Source organism: Clostridium thailandense, from assembly GCF_019207025.1.
Classification (GTDB): Bacteria; Bacillota; Clostridia; order Clostridiales; family Clostridiaceae; genus Clostridium_AM; species Clostridium_AM thailandense.
In genome coordinates, this window is record NZ_JAEEGC010000007.1 from 1 (window position 1) to 24407 (window position 24407).

At 31.7% G+C, this 24407-nt stretch carries 20 protein-coding genes and 1 riboswitch; of the genes, 18 read left to right on the forward strand and 2 right to left on the reverse strand.

The features are described from left to right. Window positions 1–36 precede the first annotated feature (36 nt). On the reverse strand, window positions 37–2046 hold the full coding sequence (locus I6U48_RS01350) for a sigma 54-interacting transcriptional regulator (RefSeq protein WP_218318597.1): 2010 nt from the start codon (window positions 2044–2046) through the stop codon (window positions 37–39). Between the two features lie 406 nt (window positions 2047–2452). On the opposite strand from I6U48_RS01350, the gene ptsP reads away from it, so the two are divergent. The 5 genes from ptsP (at window position 2453) to I6U48_RS01375 (ending at window position 7974) form a co-directional block, all read left to right on the forward strand. Then, window positions 2453–4069, forward strand: coding sequence for a phosphoenolpyruvate--protein phosphotransferase (gene ptsP, locus I6U48_RS01355; RefSeq protein ID WP_218318598.1), 1617 nt, complete (start codon window positions 2453–2455; stop codon window positions 4067–4069). Window positions 4070–4233: 164 nt separating this feature from the next. Further along, window positions 4234–5013, forward strand: coding sequence for a DUF4652 domain-containing protein (locus I6U48_RS01360; protein WP_218318599.1), 780 nt, complete (start codon window positions 4234–4236; stop codon window positions 5011–5013). A 29-nt stretch (window positions 5014–5042) separates the two neighbouring features. Continuing rightward, complete coding sequence (locus I6U48_RS01365) at window positions 5043–6347, forward strand: tetratricopeptide repeat protein (RefSeq protein WP_218318600.1); 1305 nt, start codon at window positions 5043–5045, stop codon at window positions 6345–6347. 184 nt (window positions 6348–6531) lie between these two features. Next, a complete protein-coding gene (trxA, locus tag I6U48_RS01370; protein ID WP_218318601.1) occupies window positions 6532–6849 on the forward strand; it encodes a thioredoxin in 318 nt (105 codons plus the stop codon). A 270-nt stretch (window positions 6850–7119) separates the two neighbouring features. Next, window positions 7120–7974, forward strand: a complete 855-nt coding sequence (locus tag I6U48_RS01375; protein ID WP_218318602.1) for an NAD(P)/FAD-dependent oxidoreductase — start codon at window positions 7120–7122, stop codon at window positions 7972–7974. A gap of 139 nt (window positions 7975–8113) precedes the next feature. On the opposite strand, the gene I6U48_RS01380 is transcribed toward I6U48_RS01375, so the two are convergent. After that, window positions 8114–8638: a cell wall hydrolase gene (locus I6U48_RS01380; RefSeq protein ID WP_218318603.1), complete on the reverse strand. Its 525-nt coding sequence runs from the start codon at window positions 8636–8638 to the stop codon at window positions 8114–8116. 2 nt (window positions 8639–8640) lie between these two features. Beyond that, window positions 8641–8768, reverse strand: a riboswitch (cyclic di-AMP (ydaO/yuaA leader). A 136-nt stretch (window positions 8769–8904) separates the two neighbouring features. Here I6U48_RS01380 and cdaA point away from each other — a divergent pair. The 13 genes from cdaA (at window position 8905) to glmS (ending at window position 24210) form a co-directional block, all read left to right on the forward strand. Beyond that, window positions 8905–9753, forward strand: a complete 849-nt coding sequence (gene cdaA, locus I6U48_RS01385) for a diadenylate cyclase CdaA (RefSeq protein ID WP_218318604.1) — start codon at window positions 8905–8907, stop codon at window positions 9751–9753. Further along, window positions 9723–10955: a CdaR family protein gene (locus I6U48_RS29505; RefSeq protein WP_218318605.1), complete on the forward strand. Its 1233-nt coding sequence runs from the start codon at window positions 9723–9725 to the stop codon at window positions 10953–10955. The genes cdaA and I6U48_RS29505 overlap by 31 nt, the downstream gene beginning before the upstream one ends. Then, the gene (locus I6U48_RS01395) at window positions 10945–12546 is read left to right on the forward strand and encodes an NAD(P)/FAD-dependent oxidoreductase (protein ID WP_218318606.1); all 1602 of its coding nucleotides are present in this window, start codon (window positions 10945–10947) and stop codon (window positions 12544–12546) included. Before I6U48_RS29505 ends, I6U48_RS01395 begins: the two co-directional genes overlap by 11 nt. An 83-nt stretch (window positions 12547–12629) precedes the next feature. After that, complete coding sequence (gene buk, locus I6U48_RS01400) at window positions 12630–13724, forward strand: butyrate kinase (RefSeq protein ID WP_218318607.1); 1095 nt, start codon at window positions 12630–12632, stop codon at window positions 13722–13724. Next, window positions 13717–14631, forward strand: a complete 915-nt coding sequence (ptb, locus tag I6U48_RS01405; RefSeq protein ID WP_218318608.1) for a phosphate butyryltransferase — start codon at window positions 13717–13719, stop codon at window positions 14629–14631. Before buk (I6U48_RS01400) ends, ptb begins: the two co-directional genes overlap by 8 nt. A 52-nt stretch (window positions 14632–14683) precedes the next feature. Further along, complete coding sequence (buk, locus tag I6U48_RS01410) at window positions 14684–15754, forward strand: butyrate kinase (protein ID WP_218318609.1); 1071 nt, start codon at window positions 14684–14686, stop codon at window positions 15752–15754. A gap of 415 nt (window positions 15755–16169) precedes the next feature. Next, window positions 16170–16832 carry a ParA family protein gene (locus I6U48_RS01415; RefSeq protein ID WP_218318610.1) on the forward strand — a complete coding sequence of 221 codons (663 nt, stop codon included), beginning with the start codon at window positions 16170–16172 and terminating at the stop codon, window positions 16830–16832. A 130-nt stretch (window positions 16833–16962) separates the two neighbouring features. Continuing rightward, window positions 16963–17181, forward strand: coding sequence for a 4Fe-4S dicluster domain-containing protein (locus tag I6U48_RS01420; protein WP_218318611.1), 219 nt, complete (start codon window positions 16963–16965; stop codon window positions 17179–17181). A gap of 12 nt (window positions 17182–17193) precedes the next feature. Continuing rightward, window positions 17194–18264, forward strand: coding sequence for a 3-methyl-2-oxobutanoate dehydrogenase subunit VorB (locus tag I6U48_RS01425; RefSeq protein WP_218318612.1), 1071 nt, complete (start codon window positions 17194–17196; stop codon window positions 18262–18264). Then, window positions 18264–19013: a thiamine pyrophosphate-dependent enzyme gene (locus tag I6U48_RS01430; protein WP_218318613.1), complete on the forward strand. Its 750-nt coding sequence runs from the start codon at window positions 18264–18266 to the stop codon at window positions 19011–19013. Before I6U48_RS01425 ends, I6U48_RS01430 begins: the two co-directional genes overlap by 1 nt. After that, a complete protein-coding gene (locus I6U48_RS01435; RefSeq protein ID WP_218318614.1) occupies window positions 19014–19544 on the forward strand; it encodes a 2-oxoacid:ferredoxin oxidoreductase subunit gamma family protein in 531 nt (176 codons plus the stop codon). It abuts the gene before it with no gap. Window positions 19545–20132: 588 nt separating this feature from the next. After that, complete coding sequence (gene glmM, locus I6U48_RS01440) at window positions 20133–21485, forward strand: phosphoglucosamine mutase (RefSeq protein ID WP_218318615.1); 1353 nt, start codon at window positions 20133–20135, stop codon at window positions 21483–21485. Window positions 21486–22383: 898 nt separating this feature from the next. Next, entirely contained in the window at window positions 22384–24210 is a 1827-nt protein-coding gene (glmS, locus tag I6U48_RS01445) for a glutamine--fructose-6-phosphate transaminase (isomerizing) (RefSeq protein ID WP_218318616.1), read from the forward strand. The last annotated feature ends 197 nt before the right edge of the window (window positions 24211–24407 follow it).

Below are 24407 nucleotides of genomic sequence, written 5' to 3' on the forward strand. Positions count from 1 at the left end.
GCTGGGGATAGTTTTTAATCAAGCTTGTGGATAAAATTAAAGATCGTTGATATTAATATTGTATTTTTTGCACTTTAAAGCCACAGTTCTATGAGTTATGCCTAGTACCTTACCGGCTTTATTGTAACTTTTGTATTTTTTCATGGCTAAAGTTATAAGTTCTTTTTCATAATGTTCTAGAGGTTGTAAATCTCCATTTGTTAAATTTATTAGGCTATCGCTTTCCGAATTGATATCTATAATATAGAAAGGTAAGTCTTTCTTTGTTATTATATTGCCATCGCACATGTTAATTGCTCTCTCTATAATGTTTTCAAGCTCTCTTATGTTACCTGGCCAATGATATTCCTGAAGATACATGAGAGACTTTTGATCTATACCTGTTACGTTTTTATTTAATTTATCATTTATCTTGTGAATGAAGTGTTCAACTAGAAGATTTATATCTTCCTTTCTGTTTCGCAGGGGAGGAAGTATAATTGCTATAACATTTAGTCTATAATATAAGTCTTCTCTAAATTTATTTTGTTTTATCATTTCTTCTAAGTTTCTATTAGTAGCAGCAATTATTCTTACATCTACGCTTTGGGTAACAAGGCCACCTACACTTTCAAATTCTCGCTCTTGAAGAACCCTCAGAAGTTTAACTTGCATAGAAAGAGGCATATCCCCTATTTCATCTAAAAATATAGTTCCACCATTAGCTATATTGAATTTTCCAGGCTTGCTTTTTATTGCTCCTGTAAAAGCTCCTTTCTCATATCCGAATAATTCACTTTCAAGTAAATTTTCTGGTATAGCAGCACAATTAACTCTAACAAAAGGATTATCCTTTCTATCACTATTGTTATGAATAGATTTTGCTATAACTTCTTTTCCAGTTCCGCTTTCTCCACGTATCAGTACTGTAGAAGTTGATTGTGAAGCCTTTTGAGCTATCATAAGGCAGTCTTTAAGAGAACCGTTGCAGCCGATTATAGAATTGAATGAACTGCCAAGCTCTGAATGTCTTTTTAATTCTTCTTTATAGTAGTTTAATTCTTCTTCTGATTCCTCTAGCTTGTTAACAAGGTCTTTTAATTCATCAACTGCTTTAGATATAGACATAACTCCTTTAAAGTTTCCGTCAATAAAAATAGGCTCGATGGTAGAAATTACATTTATACCATCTGCTTTGTGTATCGAATTTTCAATAGGTTTTTTTGTGTTAAAAACACTGTCTAGTAAATTTGAAAATGAGACTTGGATAATATTTTTGCCTACTATATCTGAACTATTTATTCCAAAATACTTTTCATAAGCAGGATTTACATAACTTATTATCTTTCTATCATCTACAAAGCAGATTAGATCATGAGATGCTTCTAATATCTTTTGAAACTTTTCGTTTAGTTCTTTAACACCTACTAATTCAGAAATATCCTGAAACACACCAAGAGCTCCTATAACTTTATCATTAGAGAATATAGGTGATCTATTTGTAATAACAAGGCGATTGTTTATATATTGAGTTTCGCCCACTTCACGTTTTTTAGATAAAATAGTATTGGGGAGATCTGTAGTCGGAATTATATCTTTTATATTTCTTCCAATAACGTTACTTGAGTTTTTGCCAGCAATGTCTAAAGCATAATCATTTATCGTCACAATATAACCATTTGCATCTATAACTAATATACCTACAGGTATATTTTCAACAATTTGTTCGTAAGCAATAATGTTTTCTTCAATTATGTCATCTATTTTAGATAGTACAGAGTTATTAGTAGCCATATCCTTAGTTATAAAATTACATAAATCAACTACTGCCTTTTGTCCATTAAGTGAATCTTCTTTGCAGGAAACTTCTATTATTTCATCTTCCCTCACTTTTAAGGAGAGCAAGGCTAACATACTTATAGCTAAAGGTTCCTTAGATGAGAGATTTCTTATGTAGAGATTTATATCATATTTATTTTTTAATTCTGCTGCTTTGTGAACTATCATTGCAGCTACTCTAGTGTGTATACCATTACGAATAGGAACTGTTATGCTATTTTTATACATAATTGACCTCCAATTGATAAAAAATATCATACATATGAGAAAAATTGATAAAAATTATCAATTATATATTAACTTATGTAAGTCAATAAGTCTAGAAATTTTTATAAGGAGAATTTAACATTTTTTTTACTTGTGTATATGTTTGAGTTGATATTTTTTATCAAGAGAGTTTATGCTTTATCTTTACAAATTATAAGGTAAATTCCATAATGTGATATAAATTTAGTGTATTTTAAAAAAACATAGGAATATAGCGTGAAAAATAGACAAATAATATTTTTATATTTATAGTTTCGAAATATTGGCACGAAAATTGCTCTAATAATATTGTCATTAATTTGAAAAAGGCTTAAAGTTAAAAACTTAATTATAAATTGATATTGTTTTATCTTAAGGAGGAAAAGAAATGAAACTAGGAATTGCAGCTTCAAAAGGCTATGCTATAGGTACAGTAGTAATTAAAGAAGAGAATGAACTAAAGATAGAAGAAAGAGCAGTGAAAGATGTAGAGTCGGAGAAAGAAAGATTTAAGAAAGCTCTACAAAATTCAAAAGAACAATTAGTAAAAATAAAAGAAAAAGCAGAAAAAGAAATGGGTGCAGATAAGGCAGCGGTTTTTGAAAGTCATGCAATGCTATTAGAAGATCCTGAATTTGCAGGAGCAGTTGAAATGGGTATAGAGAATAGTAAAATAAATGCAGAGAAGGCGCTTCAGGATGTTGTAGATATGTATGCTGGAATATTTGCTTCCATGGAAGACGAATATATGAGAGAAAGAGGCGCAGATGTAAAAGACGTTGGGAAAAGAGTATTAGCTAACTTATTAGGAAAAATATCAGTGGATTCAGATATTATGGCAGATAACACAGTAGTTGTCGCACATGATTTGACACCATCAGATACTGCACAGCTTGATAAGAGTAAAGTTATAGCTTTTTTAACTAATATAGGAGGAAGAACTTCTCATAGTGCAATAATGGCAAGAACTTTAGAAATACCAGCTGTTGTTGGACTACAGGATATAACTTCATCAGTAAAAAATGGAGATACAATTATTGTAGACGGAATCGAAGGTTCTGTTGTAATTAATCCTGATGAAGAGACAATAAAAGCATATGAAGCAAAAAAAGAAGGTTTTGAAAGAGAAAGAGAAGAACTTAAGAAACTAATAAGTGTAAAAACAGTTACTAAAGCTGGAAAGCGTATTGAAGTTGCAGGAAATATAGGAAAACCAGAAGACGTTCACTCGGTTTTAGCAAATGGTGGAGATGGAATAGGATTATTTAGAACAGAATTCCTATACATGGATAGAAATGATGCTCCTACAGAAGAAGAACAATATGAAGCATATAAATATGTTCTTGAAAAGATGGAAGGAAGACCAGTTGTTATAAGAACATTAGATATTGGTGGAGATAAGACTCTTCCATACTTGCCATTACCAGAAGAAATGAATCCATTCTTAGGTTATAGAGCAATAAGATTATGTTTAGATAGAAAAGAATTATTTAAAATTCAATTAAGAGCCTTACTTAGGGCTTCAGTATATGGAAACTTAAGAGTGATGTTTCCAATGATCTCAGGATTAGAAGAATTCTTACAAGCTAAAGAAGTTGTTGAAGAATGTAAAGCTGAATTAAAAGCCGAAGGAAAAGATGTTTCTGAAAATATTCAGTGGGGTATCATGGTTGAGATACCAGCAGCAGCAGTTTGTGCTGATGAACTTGCGAAATATGTTGATTTCTTCTCAATAGGAACTAATGATTTAATACAATATACATTAGCAGCAGATAGAATGAGCGAAAAAGTATCGTATCTTTATAATCCAATGCATCCAGCTGTATTAAGACTTATAAAGATGACTATAGAAGGCGCACATAAAGAAGGAAAATGGTGTGGTATGTGTGGTGAGATGGCAGGAGATGAGAAGGCTATTGCTACTTTAGTAGAGTATGGATTAGACGAATTCTCAATGAGTGCATCATCTATACTAAAAGCAAAACAGTTGATAATGCAAAATTAATTATATAAGTTTACTCAACTTAACAAAAATAAAGCCTAAACTGGATAAAAATCTAGTTTAGGCTTTATTTATTAATAAAATATCAACTTTAAACACTTATTTTAGTATATAATATAAGGTATAAAAATATATTATTATTTGAATTACCAAAGGAGGAGTTTATTATGAGGAACTTAAAAATAAAAACAAGAATATATGCACTATGCTCTATATCAATAGCACTAGTATTAGGACTTACTGCTTGCTCACAAGGTTCAAATAAGCCTGCAGCGACCTCAAATAATGAATCTAATGTACAACAAAATAGTAGTGAAAAAGCTAATACTTATGAAAATAGTTCCAAAGAAACGAAAGAAATAAACAATGCTAAAAATACAGTTAAAAAAGATAATTCTAATGCACCTAAATTTATCAAGACTCAACTTTCTAAAGGAACAAAACCAAGTTTTAGCACACCTTGGATAACCAGCGTTGACGGAACAAATAATGCATGCATAGATGGAAGAGGATCAGAAGCTTCAGAAGAGGGTATAGGAAAAATACTCGTAAAGGATAAAGGTGGAAACATATTTAGTTTTGAAATTTCAAATAATAAGAAGCTTACACCAAGATATATAGAATGGATAAATGATGAAAATTTATTATTTATAACAAGCAATGCCCATGGAACTGTTTCTAATGGAGGAAATTTATATTTGCTTAATGTTAATACAGGAGAAACTTCTGTAGTTCTTGAAACACCAGATAAAAAGCAGCAAATAGTATCAGCAAAAAAATCGGGAAACAATATAAATTTAAAAGTAGATGTTTATGAAGACGATCAATATAATAAGTCACATGTAGAAAATTGGACTATTTATTCTTTTGATATAAATTTAAGCAAAAAAATGGAGGTGAAAAATTCTGAAGGAAAACTTATATGTACAATAAATGGCGAAAACTAGTAGTCATTTAAACCTGAGGAGAGTAGCACATGGATAAATCCAAGAAAATATATATTAAGGCAATTGATAAATATAATAATGGTTATATAGATAAAGCGATAGAACTATGTGAGGAAAGTATATCTCTTGATATAAAAAACAGCGCAGCTATCAATCTTAAGGGACTGTTATTCTATTTTAAAGGAGAATTAGATAGCTCACAAAAAATATGGAAAATGAACTATCAAATTAATAAAGATAGCGTTTCACAAAGATATTTAATTGATAGTAAAGGCGATTCTGAAAGGCAGAATCTCTATAATACAGCTGTAAGCTTTATTAATGAATTAAAAATCAGCGAAGCATTAGATGCCTTGAAGAAATGTGAGGAAAGTGATTATAATTGCATAAACGTAAACAATTGTATTTCTTGGTGCTACTTAAGTAAAGGAGATTATGATAAGGCTTTTGAATATATAGAGAAAGTATTTAAATTAGATAAAAATAATGTTGCAGCAAAAGAGAATATTAAGCTTCTTAAAAAATATGGATGTAATATTTCGGTTTGGAACATGAAAAAAGTCTTAATTGTATCGTTTTGCTTATTGTTTTTAATTATGATGAGTGTTTCTATTAGATATATTGAGTTTAATAAATTGATTTCAACAAACAAACAAATTTCAAATAAATATATATCTTCTTTTGAAAAATATGTAAAAAACATGTTCAAGCAACCAACGCCAAACATTGTAAAAGATGAAAATAATAAATCACAAAACAGTAAAGTACAAGGTAATAAACAACAAACTAGTATAGAGAGTAAAGGTAAGACAGAAACTGAAGTATTTCCCTCCGATAAGATAAAAAGTGATATCCAAAATAAGAGCTTTGATGATTTGTATGAGGAATATATGAAATGGAGGGACAAAAACATATCAGAAGATAACAAATTAATTATATTGCAAGCAGGTGAATTATTAAAAGGAGAAAGTGTAGAATACTTTTACAATAAGGGATGTGCTTCGCTAAATAATAAAAATTATTCAGATGCTAAGGTGAGCTTAACAAAAGCCTACACATTAGATGTTCATAGCGATTTATATACTCATGTAGTTTATATGCTTGCAACTAGTTGCGAGTTGTCCGGGGATATTCAGAATGCAATACAGTATTATATACAATATGACAATAGTTTCGATGGTGGTATTTATCAAGATACAGTTCTATATAAATTGGTTATTTTAAATAAGGACTCCAATAAGGAAATGGCTAAAAAATATGCTCAAAAACTGATGAGCAAGTATCCGAACTCTATGTACAATAATTCTATAGTAAATGAAGTAGCAAACTCCTAAACAATAATATATTATTGTTAATTACATATATAATACATATTATTAATGTTCGTAGAAAAAAATAGTTATATAAATAAAAAGGATGTTTTTGATAATAATTATTAAAAACTATTGACTGTTATTTACAAATGATATAAAATTATATATAAATTACCCATGAGGGGTATGTATGGAGGCGTAAAAAATGGTAAGAGAAATTAAAGATGAAAATTTTCCTCAGACGATTGAAGAATCCTCAATGCCTGTAATTGTAGATTTTTGGGCTACTTGGTGCGGGCCATGTAAAATGTTAGCTCCAGTAATGGAAGAAATTGCAACAGAACTTGATGGTAAAGCTCAATTTTTTAAGTTGAATGTAGATGAAAATCCAGTAGCATCAACTCAGTATAGAATTTCAAGTATACCAACTATAATGGTATTTAAGAATGGAAATGTATTGGAAACTTTAGTAGGATTTAGACCTAAAGAAGCAATAAAAAGTCTAATAGAAAAACATATATAATAAAAATATTGCGAAGCAATATTTTTTAAGAGGACAGAGGATAGTGAAGGAGGATTTTTCTCTGCTACGCTACGAAAAATTTTTAATTTATATAATATGTCGATATTTTGCATTAGCAAAACAGGCCTAAAAATAAATTAGTTTTCTGACGTAAGAGAGAAAATTTACTTTAATTGTCCTTTATCCGCTGTCAATTGTCTTATAAAAAATTACATCGTAATTTTTTTGTTTTATGAAGAGTATATACTCTACAATTAAGGAGTGAAAAAAATGCGATATGATATAGCTATTATAGGAACTGGTCCAGCAGGATTATCAGCAGCAATAAACTCTAAAATTAGAAATAAAAATATAATTTTATTTGGAAGTAAAGATTTTAGTAGTAAACTCATTAAGGCTCCTAAAGTTAATAATTATTTAGGATTCTATGATATAACTGGTTCTGAACTAAAAGCTCAATTTGAAAAACATATAAATGTTATGGATATAGGTATAACAAATGAAAGAATAAATAATATATATGCAATGGGCGATTATTTTGCATTAATGGTAAATGAGAAGATGTATGAAGCCAATGCTATAATCGTTGCTACTGGCATAGAGTATACTAAGCCATTGAAAGGTGAAGAAGAATTTTTAGGTAAAGGGGTAGGGTACTGCGCTACATGTGATGCTCCTCTTTATAAAGGGAAGGTAGTAACAATAATCGGATATAACAGAGATGCAGAAGAAGAGGCAAACTATGTGAGTGAGTTGGCAGAAAAACTATATTATATACCTATGTATAATGGGAGTTATAAATTAAGAGGGAATATAGAGACTGTCAATGATAGACCTCTAGAAATTCAAGGAGATGATAGGGTTAACAAGTTAATTTTGAAAAGCAGTGAAATTAATACTGATGGAATATTTGTATTAAAAGATAGTGTAGCTCCAAGTCAACTTGTTCCAGGCCTAGCAATGGAAGGCGATCACATAAAAGTAGATTTAGATATGAAGACTAACATTAAAGGTTGTTTTGCAGCGGGAGATTGTACAGGTAAGCCTTATCAATATATGAGAGCAGCAGGCCAAGGACAGGTGGCAGCACTAAGTGCTGTTGCATACTTAGATTCTATTGAGTAAAGGATTATGAATTAAAAAAGCAATGGTGTTTTTAAAATTTAAAAGTGGCAGTAAATAACCTTCTATTTTTATAAAGATTATTTACTGCCACTTTCTATTTGATTATGTGCTTAGCTAGGTTAGCTAAAATATAATATGTCTATTTAACTACGAAAAAAACATGATTGCCGATAGTTTTAACATTTTTTTTGTTTATATTTTTCATCCACTGGGATGTTGCTATCCTAGGATTATAAAAGAAAATTGCCTTTTCAGTAGGATCCTCTCCCTTTAATGCTTGAAATACTGCCTTATAACAATCTTCATCAGGAACTACATCTATGTTCCCATTTCTTACACAAGAGAAAGCTCCTCTTTGTTTAACTACTTCTTCAACAGTCTTGGGGAACTCAGGGTATTTTAAACGGTTTAATATTACAGACGCAACTGCTACCTTGCCTTCAAAAGGCTCGCAATTACTTTCTGCATAAACTATTTGTGCCATTAAGCGTATATCTTTTTGAGTAATATATATTTTTTTATCAGAGTAGTTGAAAACTTGAACTACTTGTTCTTGTTGATTAAATAATGTTGAATCAGAGTTATTAGAGTCGATAGCTTCTACTTTGTTAATATGAAAAATTAAAAGTATTAATAAAATAAGAAAAAAAGTAAATTTTTTCAATAAAATCCTCTCCTTTTACCTACGGGGTTAGCTGACGGGTTCGGTAAAGGCATAACCTACGCAAAAAGCGATTCACCCCAAAATCTTGGTTTCCCCGTGTTTAATAAAAAAACTTAGGCTAATGGTATTGTACCCATTAATTTAAAAAAAATACAAAAGTATAATTTTTTTATTAACATTTTATAAAATAAAATTAAGTATTGATATAAACAATATTAAATAGTGTATAATTGTAAATAGGTATTTTTATAATGGTGGTGAAACGGGTGGAAATGATAGATATAGTAGTTAATTCTATTAAGAATATGAGTTTATCTTCTATAATGGATATATTAGTGGTCTCATATATCTTTTATAAAGCATATATGTTAATAAAAGAAACTAGGGCTGAGCAACTGCTAAAAGGAATAATATTTATAATCCTACTTATTCCAGTAAGTAATTTTTTGAATTTAACTATGATGAACTGGATTTTGACTAAAACTTTAACTATAGGAGTTCTTTCATTCATTATTATATTTCAGCCAGAAATTCGTCGTGCGTTAGAGCAACTAGGGCGAACTGCATTTAATGACAGACATATTTTAGAAGATGAAGAAACGATGGAAAGAATTGTAACAGAAATTGTAAATTCAGCAGAAAACTTATCAGAAACAAAAACGGGAGCACTTATTGTAATCGAGCAGATTACTGGTTTGGAAGATATAATAAATACTGGAACTAGACTAGATGCGGTTGTATCTTCTGCACTTTTGGAAAATATTTTTGTTGTTAATACACCGCTGCATGATGGAGCAACTATAATTAGAAATGATAGAATAGTTTCATCAGGTTGCTTTTTACCATTAACAAATAGCCAAGAGATAAATAAAAAGCTAGGAACTAGGCACAGAGCGGCTATAGGCTTATCTGAAAACTCTGATGCTTTAGTTATCGTAGTATCTGAAGAAACTGGTAATATTTCACTTGCTGTAAATGGTGTTCTTACAAGAAACTACAGTAGAGAAAGACTTAAGGATATTCTTATTAGAATAATTAAGAAAAGACAGCAGACTAAGTTAACTTTTAGAGAGCAGGTGATGATGTGGAAGAAAAAAATAAAAGGCAGCAATTAATTATTAGAGCATGCTGCATTATTGCATCATTTATATTATGGCTATATATTTTCAATGTTGAAAATCCTATAAGAGAAAGGAAAATTTCTGTACCTGTTACAGTAGTGAATAAGGATAAACTTTCTGAATCAAGCTTAGTAACTGTAGGGGAAGAGCAAACAAAAGTATCTTTAACAATAAGAGGGAACTCTTCTGATGTATATTTGGTTAAACCTGAGGAGTTTAAATTGGAATCAGACTTGAGTGCTTATGGAGTAAAAAAAGGAGAAAATAAGATACCAGTCGTAATTAAAAAAAGTCCGCAGAATGTTAGTGTAGTGAATAGTGAAAATCTATGGATAAGAGTAGTTCTAGATGATTTGAAACAAAAAACAATTCCAGTAAAGGTTGTTATTGAAGGAAAGGCAAAAGAAGGCTTTTTTGCAATGCAGCCTATATATAAGACTACTGAAGTAGAGGCAAATGGTCCGTCAGACTCAATTAAATATGTAAATAGTGCAGTGGCAAAATATGATGTTAAAAATTCAGAAAAAGACATAGTTACAGTATTGTCATTGCAGCCCTTGGATTCCTCTGGAAATGTTGTTAAGGGCGTTTCTATAAAACCTGAGTCCATAGAAATAACTGTACCTATTAAGAAAATAAAGAGTGTTCCTATAAATGTAAAAATGCTAGGGAATCTAAATAATCAGTCAAATATAAAATCAATAACTCCAACTCCAGAGATGATAGACATTGCTGGAGATGAAAAAGTTATTTCAAATGTAAACAGCATTGATACAGAGGATATAGATATAAGTAAAATCAATAATAAAGATAGCATAGAAGCTAAAATAATTGTTCCAAAGAATGTAATTCTTATAAACAGTAATGGTACTATTAAGTTGAATATTAATTTTAATAAGAGTACCCAAAAAGAGTTAAGCTTGGATATAGTGACAAAAAATTTAGGAAATAATTACACGGCAAATCTAGATAAAAACAAGGTCAACATAACTATTTCAGGGGCTGAGAATATTATAAATAATTTAAAACCTGAAAATATAGAATGCTTCGTAGACTTGAATTCTTTACAAGAAGGAGATCAGAATGTAAATATTAATATAAATTTACCTGATGGCGTGTCTAAGGTATCACAAGATCCTTCTAGTATAAAAGTAACAATAACTAAAAAGGTATTGGAGGACAAAAATGGCAATTAGAATAAACAATATATCAATTAGTATAGATGAAGATATAAATAATTTGAAAATAAAAGCTGCTCAAAAGTTGAAGTTATCTATCGCCGACATAAATAATTTTAAAATAATAAAGGAGTCAATAGATGCTAGAAAAAAAGACCTTATTAAATTTAATTATGCTATTGAAATAGAATGTGAAAATGAATCAAAGGTAGTTAACAGAGCAAAAGACAAAGATGTTAAGATGAAAGAGAAAAAATTTAAAGAAGAGTTCAGTTTTGGAATAAAAAAAATTGATCATAGACCAATTATAGTGGGAATGGGGCCTGCAGGCATGTTTGCAGGTCTTTTAATGGCGCAAAAAGGTTATAAACCTTTAATAATAGAACGTGGAGAAAAAGTTGAAGAAAGAACAAAAACTATAGAGGAGTTCTGGAAGACTGGTAAATTAAATATTAATTCTAATGTACAGTTTGGAGAAGGCGGGGCAGGAACCTTTTCGGATGGCAAGCTTACCACTAGGATAAAAGATATTAGGTGTGATTTTGTGCTTGAAGAATTAGTCAAGGCAGGAGCGCCAGAAGAAATTATATACAGTGGAAAACCGCATGTTGGAACAGATATACTGAAAACAGTTGTAAAAAACATAAGGAAAAAAATAATAGAACTTGGAGGAGAAATTAGATTTAATAGCAAGTTAGAAAATTTAATTATTCGAGATAAAGATTTAAAAGCTATTATAGTAAACGGAGAAGAGATTCCTTGCGATAGTTTGATATTAGCTATTGGTCACAGCTCAAGAGATACATATGAAATGTTATATAAAAATAATGTGTTTATGGAGCCGAAAGCATTTGCAATAGGAGTTAGAGTTGAACATTCTCAGAAGCTAATAAATATAAATCAGTATGGTAAATATGTTGACCATCCAAGGTTAAAAGCCGCAGACTATAGGCTTACCCATGCTGCAAAGGCTACTGGAAGATCAGTATATAGCTTCTGTATGTGTCCTGGCGGTGAAGTGGTAGGTGCTTCATCGGAAGAAAATAGACTTGTTACTAATGGAATGAGTAACTACAAGCGTGACAAAGATAACGCTAATGCTGCTCTTGTAGTTACTGTAGGAGAACAGGATTTTGAAGGTAACTCACCATTAAAAGGTATGGAATTTCAAAGGCATTATGAAGGATTAGCATATAAACTTGGAGGAGGAGAATATAAAGCCCCTATACAGCTAGTTGGAGATTTTTTAGAAGATAATATATCCACTAAGCTTGGAAATATAAAACCAACATATAGGCCTGGATATGAATTTAGAGATTTAAGAAATTGCTTACCTAATTATGTTATTGAATCTTTAAAAGAAGGGTTAGTAAATTTTGATTCAAAAATTAAGGGATTTGCAAGCCATAGTGCTGTCTTAACTGGAATTGAAACGAGGACATCGGCTCCTGTTAGATTAATAAGGAATGATCGACTTGAAAGCATAAATATAAAAGGCCTATATCCTTGTGGAGAAGGTGCCGGTTTTGCAGGAGGAATAGTTTCTGCGGCAGTAGATGGTCTAAAAGCTGCAGAAAGTATAATGAAGGAGTATTACCCATTATATTAAATTTTCTGAAAAATACTTTTTTGTAAATATATCTGTTAAAATATAATCATACGTATAAAACGGTTTCATGGAGGTATTGTTTTATGGATGCTAATTATCTTATTCTTGTAATAAATCCTGGTTCAACTTCTACCAAAATAGCATTATTTGACAATGAAAAATGCGTATCTTCTGAGAATTTGTCTCACAGTGTAGAGGAAATATCAAAGTTTGAAAGCATTTATGAACAAAAAGAAATGCGTACGGAAGTCATAATGAATTGGTTGAAGGAACAAAATGTCTCTATTGAAAGCTTAGCAGCAGTAGTAGGCAGAGGTGGACTTCTAAGGCCGATGCCAGGTGGAGTATATAAAGTGACAGGAAAAATGCTTGAAGATTTAAAAATAGGATATCAAGCTCAACATGCATCAAATCTTGGTGGAATAATTGCACATATGATAGCTGGAAAAGTAAATATACCTGCATATATTGTTGATCCTGTAGCAGTAGATGAAATACAAGATGTAGCTAGAATATCAGGATTACCAGAGATTCCAAGGCGGTCACTTGTCCATGCGTTAAATATTAAAGCTGTTACTAGAAGAGTATGTAATAGCTTAGATAAGACTTTTGACAAAAGTTCATTTGTTGTGGCACATATAGGCGGTGGAATATCTATAGCTCCAGTAAAAAATGGAAAAATAATTGACGTAGATCATGCTAATGCTGAAGGTCCTTTTTCAACAGATAGGACAGGAGGACTTCCAGTTGGGGATTTAATAAAGCTTTGCTATAGTGGACAATATACATATGATGAAGTAAAGAAAAAACTAATAGGTCAAGGTGGACTTACAGCCTATTTAGGAACTAATGATGGAAGAGAAGTTAATAAAAGAATAGATGAAGGCGATAGAAAAGCAGAATTTATTTTAAATGCCATGTCCTATCAAATTGCAAAGACAATAGGATCTATGGCTGTACAGTTGGAAGGAAAAATAGATGGAATAATATTGACTGGTGGGATGGCTTACAATAAAAAACTTACAGATTATGTGGAAGAAATGGTTAAATTTATCGCACCAGTTATATTAATTCCTGGAGAAGAAGAGATGCTAGCATTAGCTCAAGGTGCATTAAGAGCACTGAAGGGTGAAGAAATAGCTAAAGTATATGAGGAAGAGGTGTTTATTAATGATTAAAAATTTTATGGAGGTTTTGAAGAAAACCAAAGAACAAGAACTTAAAAAAGTAGCTGTTGCAGTAGCTCAAGATAAGCCAGTTCTTGAAGCTATTAGAGATGCCAAAGAGCAGGGGATAGCAGATGCTATTCTGGTTGGCGAAAAATCAGAAATAGAAAATATAGCAAAAGAAATAGGAATGAACTTAAGCAATTTTGAAGTGATTGATGAAAAAGATAAAGTAAAAGCTGCACTAAAGGCTGTTGAATTAGTTTCAACAGGCAAAGCTGACATGTTAATGAAAGGCCTTATTGATACAGCAAACTTTTTAAGAGCAGTATTGAATAAAGAAGTTGGTTTAAGAACAGGAAAATTGATGTCCCATGTTGGTGTATTTCAATTAGATAAATTTGATAGATTATTATTTGTAACAGATGCTGCTTTCAATATGTATCCAGAACTTAAAGATAAAGTAGATATAGTTAAAAATGCAGTAACTGTTGCGAAAGCAGTTGGAGTGGAAACTCCAAGAGTTGCTCCAATTTGTGCGGTAGAAGTGGTAAACCCTAGTATGCAGGCTACTGTGGATGCTTCTATACTATCAAAAATGAATGATAGGGGACAAATAAAAGGATGTTTTATTGATGGCCCATTAGCATTAGATAATGCTCTATCGGAAGAAGCTGCTGCACATAAGGGAGTAACAGGACCAGTAGCAGGTAAAGCTGATATATTATTAATGCCAAATATAGAATCAGGGAATATTATGTATAAAACTCTAACTTACACAACAGAATGTAAGAGTGGTGCATTGTTAGTTGGAACATCAGCACCAGTTGTTTTAACTTCAAGAAACGATAGCCATGAAACAAAAATGTACTCAATAGCTTTAGCGGCATTAGTTGCTAGTGAGTTAAAAAAGAAATAGTTACATAGTTAAAATTGAGAATATTTTAGTTAAATTTAAAGGAGGAAAAACAATGTCTTATAAATTATTAATAATAAATCCAGGATCAACATCAACTAAAATAGGTGTATATGAAGATGAAAAACAAATATTAGAAGAAACTTTAAGACATTCTTCAGAAGAAATAGGAAAATATGCTACTATATTTGATCAGCTTCAGTTTAGAAAAGATGTTATATTAAAGGTTTTACAAGAAAAGAAATTTGATATAAAAACATTAAGTGCCATTGTAGGAAGAGGTGGACTCTTAAAACCTATCGAAGGTGGTACTTATGCAGTGAACGAAGCTATGCTTGAAGATTTGAAAATAGGAGTTCAAGGACAACATGCATCAAACCTTGGTGGAATAATAGCTAATGAAATAGGTAAATCATTAAATATACCAGCATTTATTGTAGATCCAGTTGTTGTTGATGAAATGGATGCTGTTGCAAGAATATCAGGTATGCCAGAAATTGAAAGAAAAAGTATATTTCATGCATTAAACCAAAAAGCTGTTGCAAAGAGATATGCTAAAGAAAATAATAAATCTTATGATGAATTGAGTTTAATAGTTACACATATGGGTGGAGGAGTTTCTGTTGGAGCTCATAAAAATGGAAGAGTTGTAGATGTAAATAATGCACTTGATGGGGAAGGTCCATTCTCACCAGAAAGAAGTGGAGGACTACCAGTTGGAGACCTTATTAAACTTTGTTTCAGCGGGAAATATACAATAGAAGAATTAAAGAAAAAGATAAATGGTAAAGGCGGAGTAGTAGCATATTTAGATACAAATGATTTTAGAGATTTACAGAAAAAAGCAGAAGAAGGAGACGAAAAGTCAAAATTAATATTTGATGCATTTATTTTCCAAGTTGCAAAAGAGATAGGCAAATGTGCTGCTGTTTTAAAAGGAAAAGTTGATGCTATATTACTTACTGGAGGTATTGCTTATAGTAAGTCTGTAGCAGAGTCTATAAAAGAAATGGTATCATTTATTGCACCAGTTGTAGTTTATCCAGGAGAAGACGAGCTTTTAGCTTTAACACAAGGCGGCCTTAGAGTTTTAAAAGGTGAAGAAACAGCTAAAGAATATAAATAATTAAATAGGTTATCCTAGAAGTACAGAATACATATTTTTCTGTACTTCTATTATTTGTGAAATCCTTCTAAACGAAGTAAATACAAGTATTAACACAATTTAAAAGGCAAAGTGAATTTTTTAGCGAAATTATAAATAAAAAAGGCATTAGAAGTTTTAAAAGTTTTGTGATATAATAAGTATGTGATTAAAATTTAGTCATTAAAAAAATATGTTAAAACAAAAAATTCATATTTTCGTATTTATATGAAATTTAGCAAATAATTTGTAGTAGACAATTAATGTAACTTTTGCTAATATTAAATCATATGGATAAATTTTAAAGACATAAATGTTGAGTTGTACTCGACATGAATACGTTTACTGGAATTTTAGAGAAAAAAATTTGCGCTTCACTAGTTTGAGAGGTGATATGATGAGTAGAATAAATATTTTTACAGGACATTTTGGAAGTGGAAAAACAGAGATATCCATAAATTATGCAATAAATATTGCAAAGACAGGTAAAAAAGTTGCAATTGTCGATCTTGATATAGTGAATCCTTATTTTTGCACTAGAGGAATAAGAAAAGAGCTTGAAGAGCATGGAGTAAGAGTAATTGCCTCAGATCCTAATTTATCTAATGCTGAATTAATGGTGGTTCCAGCAGAGGTTCTAGCTGTATTTAATGACAAGAGTTATGAAGTAGTCATGGATATAGGTGGTGATGACCAAGGAGCTATTGTACTTGGTCAATATAATAAATACTTAAAAGAAGAACCATATGATATGTATTTTGTTATAAATAATAATAGACCTTTGACTTCTAATAATGATGACACAGAAGACTATATTAGAGCTATACAAACAGCATCTAGGCTTAAAGTGACTCATTTAATATCTAATACTAATTTATCCTATGAAACTGCAGTAGAGGATATTATAAAAGGTGATAAAACAGTAGGCAGGTTAGCTGAAAAGCTTAATATACCTCATAAATATACTGTATGCAGAAGAGATTTAGTCGATGAAGTTAAAGGAAAAGTACAAGGAGAACTTTTACCAATAGATATATATATGAAACCACCTTGGAGATAAATCTAAAGTCGCTAGAAATAAAATTTATATAGATGGGTTGAAATACCCAACAATTTTCTAGAAGAAAAGCTATCTAGTTTAGAAGTAGTCAAAAGAACTTCAATTACCAACCTTAAGGAGGGAATTTCTTATGCCAAATGCAAAGGTGACTTTTAGAGAAGAAAGATGCAAAGGCTGTGGACACTGTTTAGCTGCATGTCCTAAGAAAATAATAGTTTTTGCTGACAAGCTTAATGTAAAAGGATATCATCCTGCAACTGTTACAGAAGACAAGATGAGTGAATGTATTGCATGTGCTTCATGTGCAAGAATATGCCCTGATTGTGTAATAACAGTTGAAAAAGAGTAAGGAGGGTCTTTTATGGGAGAGAAAGTATTAATGAAGGGTAATGAAGCGATAGGAGAAGCTGCAATTAGAGCAAATTGCAAAGCTTTCTTCGGTTATCCTATTACCCCACAAACAGAAGTTGCTGCTTATATGGCAAAAAAAATGCCAAAGATAGGTAGAACATTTATTCAAGCTGAAAGTGAAGTTTCTGCTATAAACATGGTTTATGGAGCAGCTGGTACTGGACTTAGATGCATGACATCGTCAAGTTCACCAGGAATAAGCTTAAAAGCTGAAGGTATCTCATACATTGCAGGTGCTGAGTTACCTTGTGTTATTGTTAATATAGTTAGAGGAGGCCCTGGTCTTGGAAGTATTCAACCAGCGCAATCCGATTATTTCCAAGCTACAAAAGGCGGAGCACATGGAGATTTCAATATGCCTGTATTTGCACCATCTTCAATACAAGAAATGGTTGACTTAATACAAGACGCTTTTGATGTAGCAGATATGTATAGAACTCCTTGTATGGTTATGGGAGATGGAATGCTTGGTCAAATGATGGAACCAGTTGAATTTAAAGAAAGACAAGCAAGAGAACTTCCAGAAAAAACTTGGGCAGCTAATGGATTAAACGGAAGAACAGAACATAATATTATAAATTCATTATATTTAGAACCGGAACTATTAGAAGATCACAATATACATCTTCAAAAGAAATATTCTGTTATAAAAGCAAATGAAGTTAGATATGAAGTATTTAATTGCGAATCAGATTGTGATTTGATATTGGTTGCGTATGGAACTACATCAAGAATATGTAAGAATGTAATTAAAATGGCTGCGAAGGAAGGAATAAAGTTAGGGTTAGTAAGACCAATAACGTTATGGCCATTCCCTGTAGAGGCATTTGAAAATACAATAGATAAAACAAAACATGGTTATTTATCAGTAGAAATGAGCTGTGGACAGATGGTTGAGGATGTAAGACTCGTTGTAAGTGGAAGAAAACCAGTTGACTTCTACGGAAGATCAGGTGGTATGGTTCCAGATCCAACAGATATCCTTAATAAAGTTAAAGATATAGTAGGAGGTGCAAAATAATGGCTATAGTATATGAAACACCAAAATCATTACTTGATGTGCCAACTCACTATTGTCCAGGATGCACTCATGGAGTAATTCATAAGCTAGTTGCTGAAGTTATGGATGAGCTTGGTATATTAGATAAAACTATAGGTGTAGCACCAGTAGGATGTTCAGTTTTAGCATATAAGTATTTTGCTTGTGATATGTTTGAAGCTGCACATGGAAGAGCACCTGCAGTTGGTACTGGTATAAAGAGAACAAACCCTGATAAAGTTGTATTTACTTATCAAGGAGATGGAGACCTAGCTGCTATAGGTACTGCTGAAATTGTACACGCAGCTGCTAGAGGAGAAAACATAACTTCAATATTTGTAAATAACTGTATATATGGTATGACTGGTGGACAAATGGCTCCAACAACATTACCAGGTCAAGTTACAGAAACATCACCATATGGAAGAGACGTAAAATTAGCTGGACATCCAATAAGAGTTGCTGAAATGATATCAACTTTGACTGGTGCTTGCTATGTCGAAAGAGTTTCTGTAGATACAGTTCCAAATATATTAAAAGCTAAAAAAGCTATAAAGAAAGCTTTCCAAAATCAGTTAGAAGGAAAAGGCTTCTCAATGGTAGAAGTATTATCAATTTGTCCAACTAACTGGGGATTAACACCTTCAGAGTCAATGCAGTGGTTAAAAGACAACATGATACCATATTATCCTCTTGGAATAAAGAAGGATACAACTGAGGAGGTGAAATAAATGGCATCACAACAGATAATTTTCGCAGGGTTCGGTGGACAAGGTATATTATCTATGGGTAAGTTCCTTGCATATGCAGGAATGGATGCTAATTTAAACGTTTCATGGTTACCATCATATGGTCCAGAAATGAGAGGAGGTACAGCTAACTGTTCAGTTATACTAACTGATGAGGGAATAGGTTCACCAATAGTTACAAAAGCTGATAGTGTAGTTGTAATGAATAGACCTTCTCTAGATAAGTTTGAAGATACAATAGAACCAAATGGTCTTGTTATAATAGATTCAGACTTAGTAGATAGAGTGCCTGAAAGAAAAGACATAGAAGTTATAGCTATTCCAGCTCAAACAATAGCAGAAGAACTTGGAACTAAAACAATAGCAAACATGGTTCTTTTGGGAGCACTTGTCAAGAAAACAGGGATAGTTTCAATAGAAGAATTGCTTGAATCATTAAGAGCTCATGGAAAAGAAAAATTCTTTGAAATGAATAAGAAAGCTATTGAAAAAGGAATTGAATACGTAAAATAAGGTTTATAGAAGTCGCCCAAGAAATTTGGGTGGCTTTTTTATATATGAAATACCGCCGAAAGTTTACTTATGCTCCGGGAGATGTTTCCAAAGCTTCAACACAATAAAAACTTTTTATCAATCTAAAGCTCAGTATTTTGAAAATCTAAGGAACTTTTATAAACTCGTACCTCAGACATATAAAAGTACCTAAGATTTTCTAAAATACTTCGCTAAGATTGATTAAAAAGTTTTTATATGTGTCTTCAGCTTTGGAAACATCTTCCTGCGTATAAGTAAACTTTCTGGTGTAGTTCTCTATAAAATGCATAACCTTTACTAATTGTTATATCTAACCACCACCTGTACCAGATGGGTTAACATACCAGTATTTTACTATACCGAAATACTTATATTTGTTATCAATATCATATGAATATGATAAGAAATTTATCCTTCGAGAGATGTTTAGTGTTTAATTTGGGCATTTTTATATTGACATCAAGCAAGTTAATACCTGTTGTTACAATGAATAAATTGTAATATAATATTATAATGTAATAGATATTGTTAGAAATAATATAGAAGATAAAAGAGAGAGGTATTAGTATGCATAGAATGTTTGGAACTGATGGGGTAAGAGGCATTGCAAACAAAGAACTAACAGCGGAAGTAGCATATAATTTAGGTAGAGCAGGTGCGTATGTTCTTACAGAAGGAGCTCACAAACCTAAAATAGTAGTTGGAATGGATACAAGAATATCTGGGGACATGCTAGAAAATGCACTAGTTGCAGGAATACTTTCTGTGGGTGCAGAAGCTATTTGTATAGGAATTATACCAACTCCGGCCGTAGCTTACCTGACAAGAAAATATGGAGCTGATGCAGGAGTTGTTATTTCAGCATCTCATAATCCAGTTGAATATAATGGCATAAAATTTTTTAATGGACAAGGATATAAGTTATCAGATGAACTAGAAGACAGGATTCAGAAAGTTATTGAAAGTGATTTTGAAGGAGTTCCTCTTCCAGTAGGAGAAGAAATAGGAAGAAAACTCGAAGAAGCAGGAGAAGCGATTTCAGACTATGTGGATTTTGCAAAATCCACTGTCCAAGGAGATTTAAAAGGATTAAAAGTTGCTTTAGATTGTGCTAATGGTGCAGCATACTTGACTACAGTAAGAGCATTTAAAGAACTGGGAGCACAATTATATATTATAAACAATGATCCGGATGGAATAAATATAAATAAGAATTGTGGATCAACTCATCCAGAAGAATTAATGGACTATGTAGTTAAAAAAGGATGTCACCTTGGTTTGGCTTTTGACGGAGATGCAGATAGATGTCTTGCAGTAGATGAAAAAGGCAATCTCATACACGGTGATTTTATAATGGCTATAATAGGTAAATATCTAAAAAACAAGGGAAAATTACACAAAGATGTTTTAGTTACTACAGTAATGAGTAATCTTGGATTAGATATAGCATTAAAGAAAGAAAATATAAAATCAATTAAAACAAACGTTGGAGATAGATATGTACTTGAGGAAATGATAAAAGAGGGATACTCTTTAGGTGGAGAACAATCAGGTCATATAATATTGCTTGATTATAACACTACAGGGGACGGACTTATTACGGCGCTTCAACTTTCAATGATAGTTAAAAATACTGGTAGTTCATTATCAGAGCTTGCTTCAATAATGAAAGAGCTTCCACAAGTTCTTGTAAATGCTACAGTACCAAATGATAAGAAAAATATATATCTTGAGGATGAAAAAATAATTGCAGAAATAAAGAAGATAGAGGAAGCTTTAGATGGATGCGGAAGAGTTTTAATAAGACCTTCAGGTACAGAACCATTAGTTAGAGTAATGCTTGAGGGAGAGAATCAAGAAGAGATTGATGAAATGGCTCACAAGCTAGCAGCACTTATAGAAAGAAAAGCAAATAGTTAGATATTATTAAAGACATAGGAGTTTCCTGTGTCTTTTTATCTAAGTACAAATTAACAAAAAATTTAGATATTGGCTAACTTGTCTAATATATATTAATAAAAGTTATATGTATATGCTATTTGGGACTTAATATGTAGTTTAAATATAAGAAATGTATAATAAAGGCTAATTAAAAATACATAAAATATAGTCTTAGAGGATTTCTATGTGCATAATAAGGTAACAAATAAAGCTTTTGACTGAATCATTTAAGTTGACAAAAAATGCAGTTATAAATATAATAAATTGACAGCTTGATTATGCTTTATATAAAGTAACAATAGAAAGGGGAGGAGAATAGAATATAAAAGGTAATAGATAAATTAATTTAAAGCGCCAGAACTTATGTGGAAATCCTGAAACACTTGGATTAGTTGGACTAACTAGGTGGAAGAGTTGGAATCTCACTTACACCACTGTGTAAGTTCAGCTAACTAAATCAAAGATTTAGAGTCTCACTTGCATGCCTATGTAAGTTCGACTAGTTAAATCAAAGATTTAGAGTCTCACTTAAGTTGACGAGGATGGGGAGTATCGATTCTTCGGCGGGTGCCCCACGGTATCGCACTACCGTTAACGGTTGATAAAATCGGGAAGTGATTTCCGTTACAACATCAACCTGGTGTTAAAACCTAAGCATCCAAACTGCTTTTGTGTTTTTTGGAATGCTTACTTCTTCATGCAATATGAGGAAGTTTCATCATTAGCGAATTTAAAATTTTAAAAAGTTTTATTTAATCCCTTTGTTTTTTGATACTCAAAAAAGGGTTTAATAATCGTGTAATTAAAATTATCAATTCTAATTCGCTAGTTCTCCAAGAAGAGAAAAATAAATTTAAAATGAGAAAGGAAGATTATTATGTGCGGAATAGTTGGTTTTGTAGGAAAAAGAGGAGCTTCACCAGTTTTAATTGAGGGTTTAAGTAAACTTGAATATAGAGGATATGACTCAGCAGGTGTAGCTATATTAGATGGAGATAAACTAAACGTAACAAAATGCAAGGGAAGACTTGCAAACCTTGAGGAAAAACTTAAGGAAAGTCCTTTAGTTGGAAGTGTTGGAATAGGGCACACAAGATGGGCAACTCATGGAGAACCATCAGACTTGAATTCACATCCACACACTAATGAAGATGGAACTATAAGCGTTGTTCACAACGGAATTATAGAAAATTATATTCATATAAGAGAATGGTTAATTTCAAAAGGATATAAATTTGTATCTGAAACTGATACAGAAGTTATACCTCACTTAGTTGATTACTACTATAATGGCGATTTGATAGATGCTGTTATGAAAGCAGCTGCTAAAATGGAAGGAAGTTATGCTATAGGGGTGGTTTGCTCAAAGGAGCCAGACAAAGTTGTAGCAGTTAGAAAAGACAGTCCATTAATAGTAGGTTTAGGTAAAGGAGAAAACTTTATAGCTTCAGATATACCTGCAATATTAAATCATACAAGGGATATATATCTTTTAAATGATAATGAGTTCGTAGTTTTAACTGAACAAGGAGTCAAGCTTTTAACAGCAGAAGGCGATGAAATAAAGAGAGATATATACCATGTAACATGGAACGCAGATGCTGCTGAAAAAGGTGGATTTGAGCACTTTATGATTAAGGAAATCCACGAACAGCCAAAGGCAATAAAAGATACTATGACATCAAGAATAATGCCAGGAAAACCAGTAACTCTTGATGACATAACAATAACAAAAGAACAAATTGCCAATATAGATAAAATATATATAGTAGCATGTGGTACTGCTTATCATGCAGGGGTTGTAGGTAAATATGCTATAGAAAAGCTTGCAAGAATACCTGTTGAAGTAGATATTGCATCAGAGTTTAGATATAGAGATCCTATAATAAATGAAAGAACTTTAATGATAGTTGTAAGTCAATCAGGAGAAACAGCAGACACTTTAGCAGCGCTTAGAGAAGCAAAAGCACATGGAGCTAGAGTAATAGCTGTAACTAATGTAGTAGGAAGTTCAGTATCAAGAGAAGCTGATGATATATTATATACTTGGGCTGGTCCTGAGATTGCAGTTGCATCTACTAAGGCATATGTAACTCAGCTTATAGCTATGTATATAATAGCACTATTCTTTGCTGAAAATAAAAATAGTGTAAACAGTGAGGAAATAGAAAAAATAAAGGCTGCAATGCTTGAATTGCCAGAAAAAGCAGAAGAAGTATTAAAGCATAAAGAAGTTTTACAAAAATTTGCTTCAAAAACTTATATGCACAAAGATATGTTCTTTTTAGGTAGAGGTCTTGATTATGCTGTTGCAATGGAAGGATCATTAAAAGTTAAGGAAATATCGTATATTCATTCTGAAGCATATGCAGGTGGAGAATTAAAACATGGCCCTATTGCATTAATAGAAAAAGGAACAGTAGTAATAGCTTTAGCAACACAACTTGGTTTATTTGATAAAATGGTAAGCAACGTTAAAGAGGTTAAAACAAGAGGTGCAAATGTATTAGGAATTGCATATGAGGGTCATACAGAAATTGAAAAAACAGTGGATGCAGCTTTATATATACCAAGAACTCATGATATATTAGCACCAGTAATTTCAGTAATACCTTTACAGTTAGCATCATATTATATGGCTGTTCAAAAAGGATGCGATGTTGACAAGCCTAGGAATTTGGCAAAATCTGTAACTGTTGAATAAATATTGTTAAGTAATTTGAATTTATTATAGAATTTAGTTAAATGTAATAGAGAAAGATTAAGAATCATGGGTGGAATGAGTGAGAAATCTTAAAGCCATTCATGATTTTTGTTTTGGAGGAAAAGACATAATCATGTGTATAATTTACCAGGACTTTAAAAATAATATAAATATCATATAAAATAAATATGAAGGAG